At 70.1% G+C, this 19,567-nt stretch carries 20 protein-coding genes; 9 read left to right on the top strand and 11 right to left on the bottom strand.

The features are described from left to right. Nucleotides 1-17: 17 nt before the first annotated feature. Nucleotides 18-449, bottom strand: a complete 432-nt coding sequence (locus ACZ4RZ_RS33565) for a hypothetical protein (protein ID WP_467750398.1) — start codon at nucleotides 447-449, stop codon at nucleotides 18-20. Nucleotides 450-617: 168 nt separating this feature from the next. Here ACZ4RZ_RS33565 and ACZ4RZ_RS33560 point away from each other — a divergent pair, with 168 nt between their 5' ends. Then, a complete protein-coding gene (locus ACZ4RZ_RS33560) occupies nucleotides 618-1,160 on the top strand; it encodes a bacterial proteasome activator family protein (protein WP_467750396.1) in 543 nt (180 codons plus the stop codon). Nucleotides 1,161-1,300: 140 nt separating this feature from the next. Here the strand turns inward: ACZ4RZ_RS33560 and ACZ4RZ_RS33555 are convergent, their stop codons facing one another. Continuing rightward, on the bottom strand, nucleotides 1,301-2,938 hold the full coding sequence (locus tag ACZ4RZ_RS33555; RefSeq protein WP_467750394.1) for a protein kinase domain-containing protein: 1,638 nt from the start codon (nucleotides 2,936-2,938) through the stop codon (nucleotides 1,301-1,303). 382 nt (nucleotides 2,939-3,320) lie between these two features. On the opposite strand from ACZ4RZ_RS33555, the gene ACZ4RZ_RS33550 reads away from it, so the two are divergent. Next, complete coding sequence (locus ACZ4RZ_RS33550) at nucleotides 3,321-4,895, top strand: protein kinase domain-containing protein (protein WP_467750392.1); 1,575 nt, start codon at nucleotides 3,321-3,323, stop codon at nucleotides 4,893-4,895. Between the two features lie 112 nt (nucleotides 4,896-5,007). Here the strand turns inward: ACZ4RZ_RS33550 and ACZ4RZ_RS33545 are convergent, their stop codons facing one another. From ACZ4RZ_RS33545 to ACZ4RZ_RS33535, 3 genes are all read right to left on the bottom strand, one after another. Continuing rightward, on the bottom strand, nucleotides 5,008-6,063 hold the full coding sequence (locus ACZ4RZ_RS33545; RefSeq protein WP_467750390.1) for a phosphotransferase: 1,056 nt from the start codon (nucleotides 6,061-6,063) through the stop codon (nucleotides 5,008-5,010). Nucleotides 6,064-6,166: 103 nt separating this feature from the next. Continuing rightward, nucleotides 6,167-6,619: a pyridoxamine 5'-phosphate oxidase family protein gene (locus tag ACZ4RZ_RS33540; protein ID WP_467750388.1), complete on the bottom strand. Its 453-nt coding sequence runs from the start codon at nucleotides 6,617-6,619 to the stop codon at nucleotides 6,167-6,169. 104 nt (nucleotides 6,620-6,723) lie between these two features. After that, on the bottom strand, nucleotides 6,724-7,389 hold the full coding sequence (locus ACZ4RZ_RS33535) for a response regulator (RefSeq protein ID WP_467750386.1): 666 nt from the start codon (nucleotides 7,387-7,389) through the stop codon (nucleotides 6,724-6,726). A 379-nt stretch (nucleotides 7,390-7,768) separates the two neighbouring features. Between ACZ4RZ_RS33535 and pdhA the strand changes: the two genes are divergently transcribed. From pdhA to ACZ4RZ_RS33520, 3 genes are read left to right on the top strand one after another with little or no spacing between them, the layout of a single operon-like run. Beyond that, nucleotides 7,769-8,974 carry a pyruvate dehydrogenase (acetyl-transferring) E1 component subunit alpha gene (gene pdhA / locus ACZ4RZ_RS33530; RefSeq protein ID WP_467750385.1) on the top strand — a complete coding sequence of 402 codons (1,206 nt, stop codon included), beginning with the start codon at nucleotides 7,769-7,771 and terminating at the stop codon, nucleotides 8,972-8,974. A gap of 2 nt (nucleotides 8,975-8,976) precedes the next feature. After that, nucleotides 8,977-9,957 (top strand): alpha-ketoacid dehydrogenase subunit beta, encoded by a 981-nt coding sequence (locus tag ACZ4RZ_RS33525; RefSeq protein ID WP_467750383.1) that lies wholly within the window; start codon nucleotides 8,977-8,979, stop codon nucleotides 9,955-9,957. Between the two features lie 10 nt (nucleotides 9,958-9,967). Continuing rightward, nucleotides 9,968-11,386, top strand: coding sequence for a dihydrolipoamide acetyltransferase family protein (locus tag ACZ4RZ_RS33520; protein ID WP_467750381.1), 1,419 nt, complete (start codon nucleotides 9,968-9,970; stop codon nucleotides 11,384-11,386). Between the two features lie 81 nt (nucleotides 11,387-11,467). On the opposite strand, the gene ACZ4RZ_RS33515 is transcribed toward ACZ4RZ_RS33520, so the two are convergent. Beyond that, nucleotides 11,468-12,364, bottom strand: a complete 897-nt coding sequence (locus ACZ4RZ_RS33515) for a D-alanyl-D-alanine carboxypeptidase family protein (RefSeq protein ID WP_467750379.1) — start codon at nucleotides 12,362-12,364, stop codon at nucleotides 11,468-11,470. Nucleotides 12,365-12,586: 222 nt separating this feature from the next. Between ACZ4RZ_RS33515 and ACZ4RZ_RS33510 the strand changes: the two genes are divergently transcribed. Together ACZ4RZ_RS33510 and ACZ4RZ_RS33505 are read left to right on the top strand one after the other, a co-directional pair. After that, complete coding sequence (locus ACZ4RZ_RS33510) at nucleotides 12,587-13,273, top strand: GntR family transcriptional regulator (RefSeq protein ID WP_467750377.1); 687 nt, start codon at nucleotides 12,587-12,589, stop codon at nucleotides 13,271-13,273. Then, nucleotides 13,270-14,574: an MFS transporter gene (locus ACZ4RZ_RS33505; RefSeq protein WP_467750375.1), complete on the top strand. Its 1,305-nt coding sequence runs from the start codon at nucleotides 13,270-13,272 to the stop codon at nucleotides 14,572-14,574. The genes ACZ4RZ_RS33510 and ACZ4RZ_RS33505 overlap by 4 nt, the downstream gene beginning before the upstream one ends. A 96-nt stretch (nucleotides 14,575-14,670) precedes the next feature. Here ACZ4RZ_RS33505 and ACZ4RZ_RS33500 read toward each other — a convergent pair whose 3' ends face one another. Together ACZ4RZ_RS33500 and ACZ4RZ_RS33495 are read right to left on the bottom strand one after the other, a co-directional pair. Continuing rightward, nucleotides 14,671-14,799, bottom strand: a complete 129-nt coding sequence (locus tag ACZ4RZ_RS33500) for a hypothetical protein (protein WP_467750373.1) — start codon at nucleotides 14,797-14,799, stop codon at nucleotides 14,671-14,673. A 150-nt stretch (nucleotides 14,800-14,949) separates the two neighbouring features. Continuing rightward, nucleotides 14,950-15,774: a maleylpyruvate isomerase family mycothiol-dependent enzyme gene (locus tag ACZ4RZ_RS33495; protein WP_467750371.1), complete on the bottom strand. Its 825-nt coding sequence runs from the start codon at nucleotides 15,772-15,774 to the stop codon at nucleotides 14,950-14,952. Nucleotides 15,775-15,928: 154 nt separating this feature from the next. Between ACZ4RZ_RS33495 and ACZ4RZ_RS33490 the strand changes: the two genes are divergently transcribed. After that, nucleotides 15,929-16,747, top strand: coding sequence for a carbon-nitrogen family hydrolase (locus tag ACZ4RZ_RS33490; protein ID WP_467750369.1), 819 nt, complete (start codon nucleotides 15,929-15,931; stop codon nucleotides 16,745-16,747). Between the two features lie 274 nt (nucleotides 16,748-17,021). On the opposite strand, the gene ACZ4RZ_RS33485 is transcribed toward ACZ4RZ_RS33490, so the two are convergent. Further along, the gene (locus ACZ4RZ_RS33485) at nucleotides 17,022-17,516 is read right to left on the bottom strand and encodes an LURP-one-related/scramblase family protein (RefSeq protein ID WP_467750367.1); all 495 of its coding nucleotides are present in this window, start codon (nucleotides 17,514-17,516) and stop codon (nucleotides 17,022-17,024) included. Beyond that, entirely contained in the window at nucleotides 17,513-18,571 is a 1,059-nt protein-coding gene (locus ACZ4RZ_RS33480) for a GlxA family transcriptional regulator (RefSeq protein WP_467750365.1), read from the bottom strand. The genes ACZ4RZ_RS33485 and ACZ4RZ_RS33480 overlap by 4 nt, the downstream gene beginning before the upstream one ends. Nucleotides 18,572-18,623: 52 nt before the next feature. Here ACZ4RZ_RS33480 and ACZ4RZ_RS33475 point away from each other — a divergent pair, with 52 nt between their 5' ends. Then, a complete protein-coding gene (locus tag ACZ4RZ_RS33475; RefSeq protein WP_467750363.1) occupies nucleotides 18,624-19,088 on the top strand; it encodes a cupin domain-containing protein in 465 nt (154 codons plus the stop codon). A gap of 68 nt (nucleotides 19,089-19,156) precedes the next feature. Here the strand turns inward: ACZ4RZ_RS33475 and ACZ4RZ_RS33470 are convergent, their stop codons facing one another. Continuing rightward, complete coding sequence (locus tag ACZ4RZ_RS33470; protein WP_467750361.1) at nucleotides 19,157-19,447, bottom strand: hypothetical protein; 291 nt, start codon at nucleotides 19,445-19,447, stop codon at nucleotides 19,157-19,159. Nucleotides 19,448-19,567 lie beyond the last annotated feature (120 nt).

Below are 19,567 nucleotides of genomic sequence, written 5' to 3'. Positions count from 1 at the left end.
CGCAGTGCTGTAGGCCTTCAGCCGCGCCGTACGCGCAGGGCGACGAAGGCCAGCCCCAGGCCCAGTCCGATCAGGATCAGTCCGCTTCCGAGGGGCAGGATCTGGAGGACCGGTTCGGGGGTGGGCGCCCGGCCGACCACGTTCTGCTGGACGGGGATCACCGCGTTCCGGGACGGCTCGGTGGCGGCGCTCGCCTCCGGGCGGTCCGGGACGGCGGGATCGCGGCCGGCGTCCGTCGGCTCCGCGTCCCCGGTGTCGGGGTCGCCAAGGTCGCCCGGCGCCGTGGGCTCCGCGCGCCCGGGCCGGGCGCGCCCCTCACCTGCGACGCTCCCCGCGCGGGAGGCGTCGGCGGAGGGTGCGGGCTCGGCGGCGTACGACAGCGGTACGGCGCCCGTCATGAGGACGAGCAGCAGTCCCGTCACGCGCAACGTGCGAAGCCATGGAGTCACGCCGGTGACCCCCTCCTGGTGAGGAGTCCCGAGATCAACGGGACAAGCCTCACACGCTCCTTTTGACCCGGCATCCCGGCGGGCACCCAGAGAGGGACATACATGGTGGATCACCCCGCACTGGGGGCACCCCCAAGATGCGGTGTGCGGGTGCGAGAGAATGGCGGCATGGAGATGCCGAGGAACGAAAGGTCGCCGGAGAACCCTCAGATTCTGGTCGTAGGCCAGGACGGAATGGCTCTCGGCGGCACCGGAGACGAGGACTCCCGCGAGGTCCCGGTGACTGAGATGGTGGAACAGCCGGCCAAGGTGATGCGCATCGGCAGCATGATCAAGCAGCTGCTGGAAGAAGTGCGAGCCGCACCTCTCGACGAGGCGAGCCGCGTCCGGCTCAAGGAGATCCACGCGAGCTCCGTGAAGGAGCTGGAGGACGGCCTGGCCCCCGAGCTCGTCGAGGAACTGGAGCGGCTCTCCCTGCCCTTCACCGACGACGCGACGCCCAGCGACTCCGAACTGCGGATCGCACAGGCCCAGTTGGTGGGCTGGCTCGAGGGGCTCTTCCACGGGATCCAGACGACCCTGTTCGCCCAGCAGATGGCGGCCAGGGCCCAGCTGGAGTCGATGCGCCGCGCCCTCCCGCCGGGCGTCGGCGGCGCCGACGGCGACGAGGACCCCCGCTCGGGCGGCCGCTCGGGCGGACCGTACCTGTAGCCGGGGAGTGACACCCCCTGCGAAATCGGGGGGTGACACCCCCTGCGACACCGGGGAGCGACGCCTCTACAAAAGGGCCCGGCATGAAAGTGCCGGGCCCTTCGCTTGTCAGAGGCGGATCAGCCCGCGCCGAACGTGGATCAGGACGGGTCGCCCGTCGAGATCTTGAGCTCGATCTCGGGCATGTCCTTGGGGTCGACGTCCGTTCCGGCGGAGGGGAACTGGTCCATGACCGTGCCCTCGCCGTACGTGTTCTCGTCGACCTTCGTCTCCTTCATCTGCCAGCCCGCGGCCTGGAAGCAGGACTTGACCGACTTGACGTACTTGTAGGTGAAGTCGGGGACCCGGATCTTGTCCGGGTCGTCGTACGACTCCTCCGGCTCCGTGCACTTGGCCGTCTCGATCGTCTTCGTCGTGTCCGGACCCTTGTGCCCCGCCACTACGGAGGGCGACTTGCTGGCGTCGTTGCCGCCCTTGTTGTCGTCGCTGCCGCCGTTCAGTGTGAGTGCCGTGATCAGGCCCCCGATCGCGACGAGTGCGACCACGATCGACCCGACGACGACCCCCTTGTTGCTCTTCTTGCCCCCCGAACCGCCCGAGACGGGCGTCGTGGGCTGGGGCGTGAGGTTGTACGGCGGCGGAGTGGACGTCCCCTGCTGCGGGGAGTACGCCGAGGTCTGCGGCGGAGTCTGGTAGCCGCCCTGCTGCGGATAGCCGTACGCCGGGGAAGGGGCGGGGGGCGGCGCCGAAGTCGGCGTGCCGTACGGGCCCGGCTGGTACGGCGTCTGTACCGGACCAGGCGCCGGGGTGCCCTGCTCGACGGGCGGGAAGACGGCGGAGCCGACGCCCGCGCCGCTCGACGTCTGGGCGCCCGGCACGATGCTCGGCGCGGCGGCCTGGAACGACTGGGCCACGCGCAGGCACTCGTCGCGCATGGACTCGGCGCTCGGGAAACGCTCGTTCGGGTTCTTCTTCAGCGCGCGGGCGACCAGCGCGTCCACGGCAGGGGGGAGCGAGCGGTTGATCGAGGAGGGCGCGACCGGCTCCTCCTGGACATGCGCGTAAGCGATGGCCAGAGGGGAGTCCGCCTCGAACGGCAGCCGCCCGGTGACCAGTTGGAACAGCATGATGCCGACCGAGTACAGGTCGGATCTTGCGTCCACGCCTCTGCCGAGGGCCTGCTCCGGGGAGAGGTACTGCGGGGTGCCGACGACCATGCCGGTCTGTGTCATCGACGTGACACCGGACTGCATGGCGCGGGCGATGCCGAAGTCCATCACCTTGACGACGCCGCGCTTGGTCATCATCACGTTGCCCGGCTTGATGTCCCGGTGGACCAGGCCCATCTCGTGGCTGATCTCCAGGGCCGCCAGCACGTCCGCGGTGATCTTCAGGGCCTTGTCGGCGGGCATGGCGCCGTACTGCGCGATGTCCTGGTCGAGCACGGAGCCGAGCGGGCGGCCCTCGACGTACTCCATGACGATGTACGGCGTCGTCATACCGTCGAGGTCGTCCTCGCCGGTGTCGAAGACCGAGACGATGTTCGTGTGCGTGAGCTTCGCCACCGACTGGGCCTCGCGGCGGAAGCGCTCGCGGAAGGCCTGCTCGCGGCCGAGTTCGGTGTGCAGGGTCTTGATCGCCACTTGGCGGTCGAGCACCGAGTCGTACGCGAGATGCACCGAGGCCATGCCGCCCTCGCCGAGCAGATCGCGCAGCTGGTAGCGGCCGCCGGCGACCGCACGCCCCGCGTACCGGCCCTGTGCGCCGTCCTGGCTCATGTTCTGCGTCCCCCATCGGCGCGGCGGCAGCGGCTGGATGCTCCCGCGGTCCGTGATCTATTGTGCGGCGCGCAACTGTGCGGTGCGCGGCCGGTCTTCGGTGATCGATTGGCTTATTCCCGGCCAAGTCTGCCCCAGGGCACTGACACGTCAAGCTCGGTGCCCGTTCCGTGACCGTCTGCGAAAGAAGCGTCGCGGAAGCGTTACAGGTGCCGTACGGCCGGTACACAGAATTTGCGCGCGGGCCCCTGCGGGGGGTTGGATGGCCGGTCCATCTCACGTCCATCTCGGCTCGGCGCCTTGCGTCGAGCCTGTAGCGTGGCCCGACGGAGACCGTAACAACCACCGCGCAGACCGCGGGCAGAAACGACGGCGAGGACTGATGGCACAGCAGCAGCGCGCTCAGGGCCCGTCCGACCCCGAGGCGACTGGCGGCGGTATGTCAGATGCGCCGGAGATGTGGGGTAACGGCGGGCTGGTCGGCGACGGCCGATATCGGCTGACCCGCAGACTCGGCCGGGGCGGCATGGCCGAGGTGTTCGCGGCCGAGGACGTGCGCCTCGGACGGACCGTCGCGGTCAAGCTGCTCCGTTCCGACCTGGCCGAGGACCCGGTGTCCAAGGCGCGCTTCACACGCGAGGCACAGTCGGTCGCCGGGCTCAACCACCACGCGGTCGTCGCCGTGTACGACTCCGGCGAGGACGTGGTCGGCCACGGCGTCGTCCCGTACATCGTGATGGAGCTGGTCGAGGGCCGCACCATCCGCGATCTGCTGATCAACGCCGAGGCCCCCGGGCCCGAGCAGGCGCTGATCATCGTCTCGGGTGTGCTCGAAGCGCTCGCCTACTCGCACCAGCACGGCATCGTGCACCGCGACATCAAGCCGGCGAACGTGATCATCACGCACTCCGGCGCGGTCAAGGTGATGGACTTCGGCATCGCGCGCGCCCTGCACGGCGCGCAGTCGACGATGACGCAGACCGGCATGGTCATGGGCACGCCGCAGTACCTCTCCCCGGAGCAGGCGCTCGGCAAGGCCGTCGACCACCGCTCCGACCTGTACGCGACCGGCTGTCTGCTCTACGAACTCCTCGCGCTGCGGCCCCCGTTCACCGGCGAGACGCCGCTGTCGGTCGTCTACCAGCATGTCCAGGACATTCCGGTACCCCCGTCCGAGGCCTCGGACGCGGCGCCGCCGGAGCTCGACGGGCTCGTCATGCGCTCGCTCGCGAAGGAGCCGGACGACCGGTTCCAGACCGCCGAGGAGATGCGCGGACTCGTCCAGTACGGGCTGCAGATGCTGTACGACCAGGGCAGCCACACCGGCACGTGGAACACCGGCCCGGTCACCGTGCACGAGGGCCGGCACACTCCGGCGGCGGGCTTCGCGGGCACGACGGCGCTGCCCCACCCCGCCGACTCGGGCACCACACAGATCCCGCAGCCGATCCTGCCCGCCGGGTACGGCGGCGGGGACGACGGCGGTTTCGAGGGGCACGGCAACCGGGGCGGCGGCCGCGGCAAGCTGTGGATTCTCGCGGTGCTCGCGGTGATCGCGATCGCGGCGGGTGTCGCGCTCGCGCTCCACAACACAGGCGGTGGTGGCGGCGGCGGGGGCACGGGCACGACGCAGTCGCCGACCACCACGCACTCCAGTACCGAGGACCAGTCCACCGAGACGCCGAGCGACGAGCCGACCGACGAGACCACGGACACCTCCACGGACAACTCCACCAGCACCGGCGGCAGCACGGACTACACCCCGTCGGACACGCCGTCCGCGAGCGACACCAGCCAGCCGACGGACCAGCCGACCGACGAGCCGACCAACACGACGCCGACCACTGAGGAACCGACGGGCGACCCGACGACGCCGACGGAAGATCCGACGACAACGGATCCGACGGACGGCGGCGTCGACAACGGTGGCACGACGGCCGGCGCCGGGGGTCTCTGACCCGCGCTGTTCCGCGGACCCGCTGAGCGAAAACACCCTCCACGCGCGCGTGCGGCCCGAATCGGGCTCCACGCGCGCGTGCCGTTCGACCAGGCCGCCCGGTGCATGAGGATCACCCCACGAACGCCTCGCACACCGACTCGTACTCCCGGGTCCACCACACCGCCAGCGCCGAGGCCGCCGGGAACTGCGGATCGGCGCGGGTGTCCCCGCGCTCGTAGTGCCAGCGCAGTATCCAGAAGTCGTTGAGGCGCTCCCACCACACGCGGTGCACGGCGGCCGTGAGTTCGCAGGGTGTGGCACCCGCGGCGCGCCGGTACGCGCGCGCGTAGGCCCGCACCTTCGTGAGGTCGAGTGTGCCGACGGGGCGTACGAAGAAGATCACCGCGGCACGGACCGCTTCCTCGGCGCGGGGGTGGACGCCCAGCCGGTCCCAGTCGACGATCGCGGCCGGTTCGCCGTCGCGGTACAGCAGGTTGAGCGGGTGGAAGTCGCCGTGCACCCAGCCCACCGAGCCGCCCTGCGGGGGCCGTCGGTGGGCGTGCCGCTCCAGGAGGGCGCGCCGTTCCAGGAGCCGGTGCCGGGCCAGCTCGTCGAAGGCGTCGGAGGGACGGTGTCGGCGCACTTGGGCGAGCAGGCGGTCGATGAGCGCGAAGGTGTCGGCGGGGTCGGCACCCCGGGCGGGATCGACGCCTTCCGTGGTCCCGGCGCCCTCCGTGGACTCGCCGTCGGCCGGTCTCGCCGCCGCGCGCCCCTGCGCCGGCATCACCCGTTCCAGACTCGCGTGTACGACGCCCAGGAGCGCCCCCAGGCGCGCGCACTGCGCCGTGGTGAGCTGGCCGCCGTGCCGGTGCCGGCCATCGATCCACGGGTGCAGCGCGTAGGCGTGGCCCCCGACGACGGCGACCGTGCGCCCGTCGGTGCCGGTCAGCGGTGGGGCGACCGGGACGCCGAGGTCCGCGAGGCGCTGGGTCGCCCGGTGCTGGCGGGCGATGGCGGCGGGGTCGGCGGTCTCGGGGTCGAAGTGGTGCTTGAGGAAGTACCGGCCGCGGGTGGTGCACAGCCGGTAGCCGCGGTTGAGCAACCCCTGGTCGACGCGGTCGCAGGTGAGCGCGGACCCGGCGGCGTACTGGCGGAGGAGGGCGCCCAGAGGGGGCGCGTGAGACACAGCGGGTGGTACAGATGAGCGCGGCACGCGCCAGATGCTAGGGCACGAGCCGGTGCCCTGACCTCGCGGTTGTCACAGACAGTCGTCTTCGATCACGAGAGAGTCACAGGATGTGCTGGAACTGCCGTTCCGGGCCACCGTCTGTGGAGTGCACGGTGGCGAACCGCGGTTCGATGCCCAGATAGACCGGCTCGAAGGGCTCGCCGTCGACGAAACGCGGAGCGGGACCGAAGAGCTCCCGTTCGGCCGCGGTCGGCTCGATGGGCTCGCACTGGCCCACGATCTGCACGGACCACAGGCTCTCGCCCGGTCGCGCGGAGCTCAGGTTGTCGGTGCCGTACGCGACGACGCTGCCGGCGCAGGCGTGGTGGTAGCCGCAGTTCCGGGGCATCCGCAGCAGCACGCGGCCGTCGACCACGATATGGCGGGCGAACGCGAGGAAGGGCAGTGCGCGCATGCTGGTGGCCACCCGGCCGTAATCGGTGCGGCCGATCAGTTCCACGGCGAGCTTTTCGTCGGCGGACCGCTCGTCGGCGGGCCGTTCGTCGGTGGGCATGGCTTCCAATCTCCGGCACCCCGGGGCGCCGGAAAAGGGGCACCCGCCCCTCGGTGGGGGGCCGAAAGTCCCGAATCAATCGGCGGCGTGCAAGAAATGCCCGCTCAGTGGTTCTGCTTCGCCGCCTGCACCCGCGCCACATACGCCGCCGCCTGGGACCGCCGTTCCATGCCCAGCTTGGACAGCAGACTCGACACGTAATTCTTGATCGTTTTCTCGGCGAGGTGCAGCCGTTCCCCGATTGCCCGATTGGTGAGGCCCTCGCCGATCAGGTCGAGGATCTTGCGCTCCTGCTCGGTGAGGTGCGCGAGTTTGTCGTCGCTCCTGGCGCTGCCGCCGTCACGCAGCCGTTCCAGGACGCGGGCGGTGGCCACCGGGTCGAGCAGGGACTTTCCGGCGGCGACGTCCCGTACGGCCGAGAGCAGTTCACTGCCGCGGATGGCCTTGAGGACATAGCCCGAGGCGCCCGCCATGATCGCGTCGAAGAGGGCCTCGTCGTCGGCGAACGAGGTCAGCATCAGGCACTTGATGTCCTCGTTCTGGGACCGGATCTCGCGGCAGACCTCCACGCCGCTGCCGTCCGGGAGCCGTACGTCCAGGACGGCCACGTCCGGTCGGGTGGCGGGAATCCGCACCAGCGCGTCGGCCGCCGTGCCGGCCTCGCCGACCACCTCGATGTCGTCCTCCACCGAGAGCAGTTCATGAACTCCCCGGCGCACCACCTCATGGTCGTCGAGAAGAAATACGGTGATTTTTCCGTCTTCGCGCACAAAGTCAGTGTCACACACAGCCATCGGCCCTGCCCGAAGTGAACTCTTCCCGAGTCCGGGGTGGCCGGGATAACGTGCCGGTGTTCCGGCCTCCTGCAAGGCTGTGACCAGTGCTGTGACCAGCGACTGTTCCCGACGAACGCGAATTACTTGGAAATCCGACTAAAAAGTACTTGGAAATCCAAGCAAAAACGCAGGTCAGGAGGGGTTTCACAGAATTGTGAAGCACTGGGTAACGTGACTGTTGCAGGGCGCTCGCCGGGGCACCTGTCACGCCTGTTCCCGGCCGAGTGCACCCACCCCGTGCACGGGTACTGGAACAGGCGAGCCGCACTGGCCACCCGGCAACCCCGGGGGCCGGACCGACGGAGGAGCACACGTGACCGTGGAGAGCACTGCCGCGCGCAAGCCGCGACGCAGCGCCGGTACGAAGAGCGCCGCGAGCGCCGGTGCCAAGCGCACCAGCCCGGCCGCCAAGAAGTCACCGGGTACGACGGGCGCCGAGCCCGAGCTCGTTCAGCTGCTGACCCCGGAAGGCAAGCGGGTCAAGGACGCGACGTACGACCCGTATGTCGCCGACATCACCCCCGAGGAGCTGCGCGGCCTGTACCGGGACATGGTGCTGACCCGTCGCTTCGACGCCGAGGCCACCTCCCTGCAGCGCCAGGGCGAGCTGGGCCTGTGGGCCTCGCTGCTCGGCCAGGAGGCCGCCCAGATCGGCTCCGGCCGGGCCACCCGCGAGGACGACTACGTCTTCCCGACCTACCGCGAGCACGGCGTCGCCTGGTGCCGCGGGGTCGACCCGACCAACCTGCTCGGCATGTTCCGCGGCGTGAACAACGGCGGCTGGGACCCGAACAGCAACAACTTCCACCTCTACACGATCGTCATCGGCTCGCAGACGCTGCACGCCACCGGCTACGCCATGGGCGTCGCCAAGGACGGCGCCGACTCGGCCGTGATCGCGTACTTCGGAGACGGCGCCTCCAGCCAGGGCGACGTCGCCGAATCGTTCACCTTCTCCGCGGTCTACAACGCCCCCGTCGTGTTCTTCTGCCAGAACAACCAGTGGGCCATCTCCGAACCGACCGAGAAGCAGACCCGCGTCCCGCTCTACCAGCGCGCGCAGGGCTTCGGCTTCCCGGGCGTCCGCGTCGACGGCAATGACGTCCTCGCCTGCCTGGCCGTCACCAAGTGGGCGCTGGAGCGGGCCCGCCGCGGCGAGGGCCCGACGCTGGTGGAGGCGTACACCTACCGCATGGGCGCGCACACCACCTCCGACGACCCGACCAAGTACCGGGCCGACGAGGAGCGCGAGTCCTGGGAGGCGAAGGACCCGATCCTGCGCCTGCGCACGTACCTCGAAGCCTCAAACCACGCGGACGAGGGATTCTTCGCGGAACTCGAAGCGGAGAGCGAAGCGTTGGGCAAACGAGTACGCGAAGTCGTACGGGCCATGCCGGACCCGGACCACTTCGCCATCTTCGAGAACGTGTACGCGGACGGGCACGCGCTCGTCGACGAGGAGCGAGCCCAGTTCGCCGCCTATCAGGCGTCGTTCGCGGATGCAGGGGAGGGCAAGTAGCGATGGCTGCAGAGAAGATGGCGCTGGCCAAGGCGATCAACGAGTCGCTGCGCACGGCCCTCGACACCGACCCCAAGGTCCTGATCATGGGCGAGGACGTCGGCAAGCTCGGTGGTGTTTTCCGGGTCACCGACGGCCTGCAGAAGGACTTCGGCGAGGACCGGGTGATCGACACTCCGCTGGCCGAGTCGGGCATCGTCGGCACGGCGATCGGCCTCGCGCTGCGCGGCTACCGCCCGGTGGTGGAGATCCAGTTCGACGGTTTCGTCTTCCCGGCGTACGACCAGATCGTCACGCAGCTCGCGAAGATGCACGCGCGGGCGCTCGGCAAGATCAAGCTCCCCGTCGTGATCCGCATTCCCTACGGCGGTGGCATCGGCGCCGTCGAGCACCACTCCGAGTCCCCCGAGGCGCTGTTCGCCCACGTGGCGGGGCTGAAGGTGGTCTCTCCGTCGAACGCGTCCGACGCGTACTGGATGATGCAGCAGGCCATCCAGAGCGACGACCCGGTGATCTTCTTCGAGCCCAAGCGGCGCTACTGGGACAAGTCCGAGGTCAACAAGGACGCGATTCCCTCCCCCCTGCACAAGGCCCGGGTGGCGCGCGAGGGCGCCGATGTGACGCTCGTCGCGTACGGCCCGATGGTGAAGGTGTGTGTGGAGGCCGCCGCGGCCGCCCAGGAGGAGGGCAAGTCGGTGGAGGTCCTGGACCTGCGCTCGATGTCCCCCATCGACTTCGACTCCGTCCAGGCCTCGGTGGAGAAGACCCGCCGCCTGGTCGTGGTGCACGAGGCCCCGGTGTTCCTCGGTACGGGCGCGGAGATCGCCGCCCGCATCACGGAGCGGTGCTTCTACCACCTGGAGGCACCCGTCCTGCGGGTCGGTGGCTATCACGCCCCGTATCCGCCGGCGCGCCTGGAGGAGGAGTACCTTCCGGGCCTGGACCGGGTGCTCGACGCCGTCGACCGCTCGCTGGCGTACTGAGGAGAGGGTCGTGACGACGATGACTGAGAACGCGTCGGGGCTCCGCGAGTTCAAGATGCCCGACGTGGGCGAGGGACTCACCGAGGCGGAGATCCTCAAGTGGTACGTCCAGCCCGGTGACCAGGTCACCGATGGCCAGGTCGTCTGCGAGGTCGAGACCGCCAAGGCCGCGGTGGAGCTGCCCATTCCCTATGACGGCGTGGTGCGCGAACTCCGCTTCCCCGAGGGGACGACGGTGGACGTGGGCCAGGTGATCATCGCGGTGGACTTGGCCGGTGGGGCGCCCGCCGAGCAGGTCCCGGTCCAGGAGACCGTCACCGAAGAGCCGGCCCCCGCCGAGGAGCCCAAGCCCGAGGGCCGCAAGCCGGTCCTCGTCGGGTACGGCGTCGCCGAGTCCTCCACCAAGCGCCGCCCCCGCAAGGGCGTCGAGGTCCCCGCCCAGCAGCCCGAGCCGTTCCTTGCGGCCACAGCGATCCAGGGCGAGCTCAACGGCCACGGACACACCAAGCAGCGCCCCCTCGCCAAGCCCCCGGTCCGCAAGCTCGCCAAGGACCTCGGCGTCGACCTGGCGACGGTCACCCCGTCGGGCCCGGACGGCATCATCACGCGCGAGGACGTGCACGCGGCGGTGGCCCCGGCACCCGCCCCGGCCCAGGCCCCGGTCGTGGAGGAGACCCCGGCTCCCGTTCGCGCCCAGGCGCCCGCCCCGGTCGTCACGTACGACACGGCGCGTGAGACCCGTATCCCGGTCAAGGGCGTCCGCAAGGCGACAGCTCAGGCCATGATCGGCTCGGCGTTCACCGCGCCGCATGTCACCGAGTTCGTGACGGTCGATGTGACGCGCACGATGAAGCTCGTCGAGGAGCTGAAGCAGGACAAGGAGATGCAGGGGCTGCGGGTGAACCCGCTGCTGCTCATCGCCAAGGCCCTGCTGGTCGCGATCAAGCGCAACCCCGAGGTCAACGCGTCCTGGGACGAGGCCAACCAGGAGATCGTCCAGAAGCACTATGTGAACCTGGGCATCGCCGCGGCCACGCCCCGTGGCCTGATCGTGCCGAACATCAAGGACGCGCACGCCAAGACCCTGCCCCAACTGGCCGAGTCGCTGGGCGAGTTGGTGGCCACGGCCCGGGAGGGCAAGACCTCGCCCGCCGCGATGCAGGGCGGCACGGTCACCATCACGAACGTCGGCGTGTTCGGCGTCGACACGGGCACGCCGATCCTCAACCCCGGCGAGTCCGCGATCCTCGCGATCGGCGCGATCAAGCTCCAGCCCTGGGTCCACAAGGGCAAGGTCAAGCCCCGCCAGGTCACCACGCTGGCGCTCTCCTTCGACCACCGCCTGGTCGACGGCGAGCTCGGCTCCAAGGTCCTCGCCGACGTGGCGGCGATCCTGGAGCAGCCGAAGCGACTGATCACCTGGGCGTAGCGCCCGTACGAGTACGCCGAAGGGGGCCCGCCGCTCGTAAGCGGCGGGCCCCCTTCGGCGTATGCCTGAGCTACTGAGGAGCTACTTGGCGAAGCCGTAGTTCAGCAGCTTCTTCGCGTCCGCCGTGCGGGCGTCGATGGACGTGGAGGCGAGGACCGTGCCGATGACCGTCTTGCCGTTGCGAGTGGCGGCGAAGACGAGGCAGTACTTGGCCTCGGGACCGGAACCGGTCTTGACGCCGATCGTGCCGGTGTAGCCGGTCAGCAGCGGCTTGTTGGTGTTCTCCCAGTTGTAGTAGCGATAGCCGCCGCTCTTGGTGGTGACCTTCTGCTGCGTGCTGACCGTCTTCACGATCGACTTGAAGGTCGAGTTCTTCATCGCGCTGCTGGCGATCTTCGTCAGGTCGCGCGGCGTCGAGTAGTTCGAACCGTGGCCGATGCCGTCGAACGAGTCGAAGTGCGTGTTCCTCAGGCCGAGGCTCGTCGCGGCGGCGTTCATCTTGCCGATGAACGACTTCACGCGCGCGTCACGGGTCGTGCCGCTGCCGAACTTGTCGGCGAGCGCGTAGGCGGCGTCACAGCCGGACGGCAGCATCAGCCCGTACAGGAGCTGACGGACCGTGACCTGGTCGCCGACGATCAGGTGCGCCTGTGAGGCATTGTTGGCGACGACGTAGTCGCTGTACGCCTTCTGGACGGTGACCTTGGCGTCCAGGTTGAGGTTCGACTGGGCCAGCACCACCTTGGCGGTCATGATCTTGGTGGTGGAGCCGGTGGAACGGCGGGTGTCCGCGGCCTTGGTGTAGAGGGTCGTGCCGGTGCCGTTGTTCATCACGTAGCCGCCCGCGGCGGCGATCGTGGGCGTGGTCACGGCGACCGCGGGCGCCGCGCCGAAGGCGCCGGCGGCCAGCACGGCGCCGGTCGTGAGAGTCACAGCGGCGGCCCTGCGGAAACGCGTGCCCTTAATGCCGGTAATCAAAATGAACGCTCCGAATGCGCGAAATGCCCCTGGGAGAGCGGCACATGGCAGTGCCGTCTCACGTACGGACTCGCGAAGCGCGGAAAGGGATGTACGGCGAAGGGGTGAGAGTTGTGTGACGCGGGTTACATCGGAAGCCTCGCGTGACGCACGGGCGTCTCCCGAGGTCCGCATGCTGGAATATCCGCGACCATGTGTACGTGTTGTATCTATGATGTGCGCATGCCCTCAGCCCCATCCGTGTCCGCGAACCAGTCGCTGACGCAGCCCATGAAGCAACCCCCCGCCGCCGACCGTGTCTACGCGCACGTCAAGCAGGGTGTCCTGGAACGCCGTTACGAGGGCGGGACGCTGCTCACCGAGGGCGAGCTCGCCGAGGCCGTGGGGGTCTCGCGCACGCCGGTGCGCGAGGCGCTGCTCCGGCTGGAGGTCGAGGGGCTGATCAAGCTCTACCCGAAGAAGGGCGCGCTCGTCCTGCCCGTCTCCGCACAGGAGATCGCGGACGTGGTCGAGACCCGGCAGCTCGTCGAGGAGCACGCCGCGCGCAAGGCCGTACCGGCCTCGCCCCAGCTCATCGCACGTCTGGAGGAGTTGCTGGAGCAGCAGAGGGAGCAGGCCGCCGCCGGGGATCTGGCGGGGGCCGCGGTCACCGACCGCTGCTTCCACGCGGAGATCGTCCGCAGCGGCGGCAACGAGATCCTCTCCCGGCTCTACGACCAGCTCCGCGACCGGCAGTTGAGGATGGGAGTCGCCGTCATGCACGCGCACCCCGACCGGATCACCAAGACGCTCGCCGAGCACCAGCAGATCCTCGAAGCGCTGCGCTCCGGTGACGCGGAGGCGGTCGTCGGCATCATCCACCGGCACGTCAGCTGGTTCTCCAACCTGGCGCGGGGCGAGGTCCGATGAGCTCCGGCTCCGCCGTGTCGCTGCCCGGAGACCCGCCCGGCGGTCGGCGCGCGATCGCCGTCTGGGGCATCGGTGTCTCTGTCTACTTCGTCGCCGTCATCTTCCGTACGTCGCTGGGGGTGGCCGGGCTCGACGCCGCCGACCGCTTCCATGTGGGCGCCTCCGCGCTGTCCACCTTCTCGATCCTCCAACTTCTCGTCTACGCGGGCATGCAGATACCCGTCGGCCTGCTGGTCGACCGGCTCGGTACCAAGAAGGTGCTGACCATCGGCGTCCTGCTGTTCACGGCCGGGCAGCTGGGCTTCGCGTTCTCCTCCTCGTACGGCATGGCGCTGGCCTCGCGCGCGCTGCTGGGCTGTGGCGACGCGATGACGTTCATCAGCGTGCTGCGGCTCGGCACCCGGTGGTTCCCGGCCCGGCGCGGTCCGCTGGTGGCGCAGCTCGCCGGTCTGGTCGGCATGGCGGGCAACCTGGTCTCGACCCTCGTCATCGCGCGGCTGCTGCACGGGGTGGGCTGGACGGCGGCGTTCGCGGGCAGCGCGCTCGCCGGCATCGTGGTCCTCGTACTCCTGCTGCTGTTCTTGAAGGACCACCCCGACGGACACGAGCCGGAGCCGTTCCCGCACCAGGGGGCCGCGTACGTCCGTCGCCAGATCGCCGCGTCCTGGCGGGAGCCGGGCACTCGGCTCGGCCTGTGGGTGCACTTCACGACGCAGTTCCCGGCGATGGTGTTCCTGCTGCTGTGGGGCTTGCCGTTCCTGGTAGAGGCGCAGGGGCTCAGCCGGGCGACGGCGGGTGAGCTGCTGACGCTCGTCGTCCTCTCCAACATGGTGGTCGGCCTGGTCTACGGGCAGATCGTCGCCCGGCATCACGCGGCGCGGCTTCCGCTGGCGCTCGGCACGGTGACGGCGACGGCGGTCGTCTGGGCGGCGGCGTTGGCCTATCCCGCCGAGCACGACCCCATGTGGCTGTTGATCGTGCTGTGCGTCGTGCTGGGGGCCTGCGGCCCGGCCTCGATGATCGGCTTCGACTTCGCCCGGCCCGCCAATCCGCCCGAGCGTCAGGGCACCGCCTCCGGCATCACCAACATGGGCGGTTTCGTCGCCTCCATGACGACATTGCTGGCCATCGGCGTGCTCCTCGACGCGACCGGCGACAACTATCGTGTCGCCTTCGCCGCCGTGTTCGTCCTCCAGGCGCTCGGCCTGAGCCAGATCTTCCGGTTGCGGAAGCAGGCGGCTCGCAGGGAGCGCGAGCGGTTGGTCGCGAGCCGGGTGGAGACGGTGCACGTGCCCGCGTAGCGATGCGTCGGTACGCAGCGCTACGTCGGTGCCCGGCGGTACGTCAGGTCGTGGGGACCAGCGTGAGGTAGGCCAGGCCCAGGACGCCGCGGTAGCTCATCCAGGCACGGCGGTGGCGGGGTTCGTCCGGGTCAGGCGCTGCACCAGGCGTGCCGCGCGTGCCTCGGAGAGGGGGCCGTGGAAGGTGAGGCGGGTGAGGCGGGGCGGATCCGCGGGGTCGGTCATGGGGGGAAGGGTAGGTTCGCGGGGGTGGAGGTAGTAGTTTCTTCGCCCCCTCCGCCCCTGCCCGTCCCGTATCTGGGGGGCTGCCGCCCCCAGACTCCCGCTTCGGCCCTGACGGCCTCGTCCTCAAACACCGGACGGGCTGAAGACTCCCTACCGCGTGATGGCCAGTGACCTGAGGATTGCTGCCGTCAGGTCCGGGTCGCCCTCTGCCTTGATGCGGTCCGCGACGGCGTCGGCGTGGACGCGGCCGCAGGTCAGGCGGACGAAGGTCTCCCAGTCGAGAACGAGGGTGGCGGCCGGGCCCAGGGAGGGGGCTCCGTCTATGGAGCCGCGCCCGTCGGCGTCGACGCGGACCGTGCGGAGGAACTCGACCGGCCCGTGGATGTCGAAGACGACCGCCGAGTTCGCCGGGGCGCCGGCGTCCTTGGCAACCACCTTCGGGAGGGCGGCGAGGAGTTCGTCGCGGACGATGAGCGCGCCCGGGGAGTCGAGGTTGCCCGGCCGGCCGAGGGCGGCGCGGAGGTCCTGCTCGTGCACCCAGACGTCGAACGCGCGGTTCCGCATGGCCTGCTCGAGGGTGATCTCGGTGCCGAGGGGGCCACGCACCTTGGTGTCGGGCTGCCGGGACTCGTTCCGCAGCTGGCGGTTGCGGCGGATGATCGTGTACTCCAGCTCGGAGGTCATCTCCGGCGCGGTGTGGTGGCGGCGTACGTCGACCTGCATCTCCATGTACCGCTGGTGCTCGTTCGTCACGTGGTACAGGTCGCGGGGGAGCGTGTGGATCGGCCGCGGGTCGCCGAGCATCTCGCAGTCCATCCCGATGATGTGCGAGACGAGGTCGCGGACGGACCAGCCGGGGCACGGGGTCCGGCGGTTCCACTCGCCTTCCACAAGGGGCTGCACCAGCTCTGATATCGCTTCGATCGAATGGGTCCAGGCGTCGGCGTAGGACTGAAGGCTGGGATGCAGACTCACGGAACGGGACCCCTCGGGCGGTTGGACGCGGGCAGTGCACAGGCAGCGGGTGTCTTGGGACGCTAAGTTACGCTGCTGTGAGGCACCCCGGCAGTGCTTTCGTGTGACGATCGTAGGCCCGTATGGACGGCTCGAATGCCAGGACGGTGGTAGTGTGCGCGCCTCTCTCCTCCAGATCGACGTAAACGAGGCCGAATCGGTCGATGCGCGTCGGCGGCGTGTGGCGTCTCTCGTACGGGAACAAGCCGGTGCCGATCTTGTGGTGCTGCCCGAGCTGTGGACGACCGGGGCGTTCGCGTACGAGGGGTTCGGGACGGAGGCCGAGCAGCTGGAGGGGCCCACGTACGAGGTGATGGCCAAGGCGGCGAGCGACGCGGGGGTGTGGCTGCACGCGGGTTCGATTCCCGAGCGCGCCGCATCCGACAGCGGCTCCGCCGCGGGTGACGGGCCCCTGTACAACACCTCTCTCGTCTTCTCGCCCTCCGGTGAACTCGCCGCCGCCTACCGGAAGATCCATCGGTTCGGCTTCGACAAGGGTGAGGCCGTGCTGATGGGGGCGGGGGCCGAGCTGGTGACGGTGCGGCTGCCGGAGACGGTGGTCGGGGTTGCCACGTGCTACGACCTGCGGTTCCCGGAGCTCTTCCGCGGGCTTGTCGACGCGGGCGCCGAGACATTTGTCATCCCGGCGGGGTGGCCCGAGCGGAGGCGCTCGCACTGGACGCTGCTCGCGCGGGCGCGGGCTGTCGAGAACCAGGCGTTCGTGCTGGCCTGCGGGACTGCGGGTACGCATGCGGGGGTTCCCCAGGCGGGGCATTCGATCGTGGTCGACCCGTGGGGGGAGGTTCTCGCCGAGGCGGGGGCCGGCGAGGAGGTCCTCACCGTGGACTTCGACCCCGCGAAGGTCGGCGTGACGCGGGAGCAGTTCCCGGCGCTGAAAGATCGGTTGCTGGGGCTTGCCGCTCCTCGCCGCTGACTGCTTCGGCACCCGGCGTCGGGGCTGAGCTCGGGGTGGGTTGCGCGGTCCGGCGCTGTACGGGGTGCCGCTCTCTTTGGGACGGGTGCCGCCCCTGGTGGCACGCCTGCTCGCAGCTGTGACGGGTGGGTGGGGTGCCGTCCCTCGCCGCACGTCCGCCCGCAGCTGTGACGGGTGGGTGTGGTGCCGTCCCTCGCCGCACGTCCGCCCGCAGCTGTGACGGGTGGGTGTGGTGCCGTCCCTCGCCGCACGCCTGCCCGCAGCTGAGCCGGCGTCAGTCCTCCGACCGTTCCTTCTCCGCCAGGTGGATGACGCATACCGCCACCGCGATCAGCAGGGCGGGGTCCGTGTCGTCGCGTACGACGTCGACGCCGTACGTCTCGCGGATGTGGAGCCAGCGGCGGGAGATCTGGGCGAGGAGTTGGTTGTCGTAGTCGATGGCGAACTCGCGGTCGAGGATCTTGCCGCTGACGTCGAGTTCGGTGCCGTCGACGAGGGACACTCGGTAGTGGTTGCGGAGCAGGGACAGGCGTTTGCGCTTGATGGTCGCCAGCGGATCGCCGTCCCGCTCGATGATCATCGTGTCGCGCAGGGCGAACATCTTCTGGTGGATGTCGATCAGAACCCGCCCGCCGGTGTCCTTCAGCTCGAAGGTGTCCCGCAGCCGCATGGCCTTGCCGTCGACGAGGAAGACCTTGTTGCCACGGTCGTCCTCGATCCAGTAGTCCTCACCGAAGCCGAGGAGCCGGTCGCGTACGAGGTATCTCATGCCATCACCGGTTCCCCGGTGGGCGGTCCGAAACGCCGTCGGTAGGCCGACGGGCTGAGTCCGGTCGCCTGGCGCAGTCGCGCCCGCAGGTTCGCGGCGGTCCCCAGACCGCTGCGCTCCGCCACCACGTCCAGCCGTTCCTCCCCGCGCTCGATGAGCCGGCAGGCGAGCGCGACCCGCTCGCCGGTGAGCCACGCGAGGGGGGTCGTCCCCAGCTGGGCGCGGAAGCGCCGGTGCAGGGTCGCCGGGCTGACCGCCGCCCGCGTCGCCAGGTCCGCGACCGTCAGCGGTTCGCCGAGCCGCTCCTGTGCCCAGGCGAGCAGGGGTGCGAGGGACTCGTCCGGTACGTCGGGCACGGGCCGTTCGACGAACTGGCGCTGACCGCCGTCGCGTTGCGCGGCGAAGACCAGTCGGCGGGAGACCGCGTTTGCGATCTCCGCGCCGTGGTCGCGCCGTACGACGTGCAGCCCGAGATCCAGCGCGGACGCGCTGCCGGACGCGGTGAGGATGTCCCCGTCGTCGACGAAGAGGACGTCCGGCTCCAGGCGCACCCGCGGATACCGCGCCCGGAAGGACTCCGCCCACATCCAGTGGCAGGCCGCCCGCCGCCCGTCCAGCAGTCCGGCCTCCGCGATCGTGAACGCGCCGGAGCAGAAGCCGATGAGCCGGGCGCCCCGCTCGTGTGCCCGGCGCACGGCGTCCAGCACCTCGGGGGAGCGCGGGGCGTCGGTGTCGGGCCGGTTCGGCACGATCAGCGTGTCCGCGCTCTCGGCCGCGTCGAGCCCGGCGACATCGGTGAGCGTGAAGAACCCGTCCCGCATCCGGGTGCGCGGCTCGGCGGCGCACAGCCGGAAGTCGTACAGCTCCCGTCCGAGTTCGGGCCTGCGCAGCCCGAAGATCTCAATGGCGCAACTCATCTCGAACGGATTCGAGTTCTCGTCGACGACGAGGACGACGCGGTGGGCGGCGCCGCGGAGGGGCACTGCGGGGGCGGCGCTTTTCGGTGACAGCTGAGCGGCCTCTTCGACCGGGGCTTGAGAGGATCCTTGCGGCATGTGCGATTTCTAGCACTCGCGGCGACGCCCGGCCACCGCCGAGGATCCCCCTATGAGCAGCGAACCCGAGCCGATCAGCAAACCCGCCCCACGCAGCGAACCGGCCCTGCGCAGCGAACCGGCCCCACGCAGCGAACCCGTCTCCCTCCCCGCAGCCCTGGGCTCCTTCACCGACCTGTGGAGCCCCCGCATCGTCACCGCCGTCAACGACTACGACGTGCGCATCGCCAAGGTCGAAGGCGAACACGTCTGGCACGTCCACGACCACACGGACGAGTTCTTCCTGGTCCTGGAGGGCGAGCTGACCATCGCGCTGCGCGAGCCGGGCGGCGAGCGCACCGTCGTACTCCCCAAGGGCTCGGTCTTCACCGTCCCGCGCGGCACCGAGCACAAGCCGTACGCCCCGGCCGGCGCCGCGATCCTGATGTTCGAACCCACGGGCACCCTCACGGTCGGCGACCGCCACGACGAGGTGCCGGACCACGTGGACGCGACGACGGGGCGCGCGCTGGCCTGAGAGCGGACGCGGTCGAGTCCCCCGCTGCCGTGGCGGCGGGGGACTCGACTCGTTCCGTGGCGCGGCTGCTAGAAGCCGTCCCGCCGTATGTGCTCCTCGTCCTCGGCGGCGTGGTCGTCGCCGATGGCGCGGTCGCGCAGGTCGGCGTCGCGCATGTCCGAGTCGCGCCTGTCGTCGTCCCGCATGCCGGAGCCCGGCCCGCGGCGCTCCGTCCGGTCGTCGTCCCGCATCCGCTTGCCGCCGCGGTCCCGCACGGCGGCGTCGCTCTTGCCGGAGTCGCGCATCTGGGAGTCGGGCATGCCGGAGTCGCGGCGCATCCCGGAGTCGCGCGTACCGGGGTTCTTGGGCTTGCGTGCCATGGAAACTGCTCCTTCGCAGTGGCCCCCCTGCGTGTGTAGAGCATCTCTCCGGCACGGGCCGTGCGCATCCGGTGGGATCGCGAGTACGCACAGTGACCACCCTGCGGCGGGAGATGAGGA

It is taken from the genome of Streptomyces sp. NPDC027189, from assembly GCF_055566975.1.
The sequence above is the reverse complement of the archived record's forward strand: the minus strand, read 5'-3'. Positions and strand labels throughout refer to the sequence as shown.